The sequence below is a fragment of the Streptomyces populi genome, assembly GCF_002911015.1.
Classification (GTDB): domain Bacteria; phylum Actinomycetota; class Actinomycetes; order Streptomycetales; family Streptomycetaceae; genus Streptomyces; species Streptomyces populi.
Genome location: NZ_KZ627086.1, coordinates 1 through 1,428, shown reverse-complemented (window position 1 = coordinate 1,428; position 1,428 = coordinate 1). Strand labels below are relative to the sequence as shown.

2 protein-coding genes and 1 pseudogene are annotated in these 1,428 nt (G+C 70.5%); all 3 read right to left on the bottom strand.

Annotation, left to right across the window (positions count from 1 at the left end):
- A partial coding sequence (locus CW362_RS42785) for a histidine phosphatase family protein (RefSeq protein ID WP_162684459.1) occupies nt 1–350 on the bottom strand: 350 nt, incomplete at its 3' end.
- A gap of 9 nt (nt 351–359) precedes the next feature.
- Nucleotides 360–1,238, bottom strand: coding sequence for a phosphogluconate dehydrogenase (NAD(+)-dependent, decarboxylating) (gene gnd / locus CW362_RS42780; RefSeq protein WP_103554951.1), 879 nt, complete (start codon nt 1,236–1,238; stop codon nt 360–362).
- Between the two features lie 7 nt (nt 1,239–1,245).
- Nucleotides 1,246–1,428: pseudogene (locus CW362_RS42775) on the bottom strand (glucose-6-phosphate isomerase); the annotation flags it as partial.

Here is a 1,428-nt window from a genome sequence, read left to right as displayed (position 1 = left end):
TCGCCGGGGTGGCCGTCCGGGCCGGGCGGCACCCCGTCGTCCCACAGCACCCAGCCCGGCCGGGCCCGGTGGACGGCACGGGTGGTGACCCCCTCGTAGCCGCCGTAGTCCCACTCGTGCAGATCGGGGTCGGTCCGCGCGCCGGACAGTCCCGCGAGTTCGGCGGTCCGCACCGCGCGGGCGAGGGGACTGGTGAGGACCTGGGCGAAGGAGCGCCCGGCGAAGAACGGCGCGAGGGACCTGGCCTGCTCCTCGCCGTGCCCGGTGAGCGGAAGGTCGGTCCAGCTGGTGTGCTGTCCCGTCAGCGTCCACTCCGTCTCTCCGTGGCGGACCAGGATGAGATCGCCCACGGCCCTTCCCTACTTCGCCGACTCGACGGCGTGGCCGCCGAACTGGTTGCGCAGCGCCGCGATCATCTTCATCTGCGGCGAGTCGTCCTGGCGCGAGGCGAAGCGGGCGAAGAGCGACGCCGTGATCGCGGGAAGCGGCACCGCGTGGTCGATGGCCGCCTCCACGGTCCACCGGCCCTCGCCGGAGTCCTGCGCGTAGCCGCGCAGCTTGTCCAGGTGCTCGTCCTCGTCCAGCGCGTTGACGGCGAGGTCGAGCAGCCAGGAGCGGATGACCGTGCCCTCCTGCCAGGACCGGAAGACCTCGCGCACGTCCGTGACGGAGTCGACCTTCTCGAGCAGTTCCCAGCCCTCGGCGTAGGCCTGCATCATGGCGTACTCGATGCCGTTGTGGACCATCTTGGAGAAGTGGCCCGCGCCGACCTTGCCGGCGTGCACCGCGCCGAAGTCGCCCTCGGGCTTGAGCGCGTCGAAGACCGGCTGCACCTTGGCGATGTTCTCGGCGTCCCCGCCGTACATCAGCGCGTAGCCGTTCTCCAGGCCCCACACACCGCCGGAGACACCGCAGTCGACGAAGCCGATGCCCTTGGCCGCCAGCTCCTCGGCGTGCTTCTCGTCGTCCGTCCAGCGGGAGTTGCCGCCGTCCACGACCGTGTCGCCGGCCTCCAGCAGGTCACCGAGCTCGTCGATGACGGTCTGGGTGGGGGCGCCGGCCGGCACCATCACCCAGACCACACGCGGGCCTTCGAGGCTGCTCACGAGTTCGGCGAGGCTGTGCACGTCGGCGAGGTCCGGGTTGCGGTCGTAGCCGACGACGGTGTGGCCGGCGCGGCGTATGCGCTCGCGCATGTTGCCGCCCATCTTGCCGAGGCCGATGAGTCCGAGCTGCATTGTCAGTTCACTTCTTCCGGAGAGTGCGGTAGGCGGCCACGAGCGCGGCCGTGGAGGGATCGAGACCGGGTACGTCGGTGCCTTCGGTCAGGGCGGGTTCGACGCGCTTGGCGAGCACCTTGCCGAGTTCGACGCCCCACTGGTCGAAGGAGTCGATGTTCCAGATCGCGCCCTGGACGAACACCTTGTG

Excerpts from the sequence above, each read along its gene's own strand:
- gnd (WP_103554951.1), bottom strand. The coding sequence starts at position 1,238 with ATGCAGCTCGGACTCATCGGCCTCGGCAAGATGGGCGGCAACATGCGC.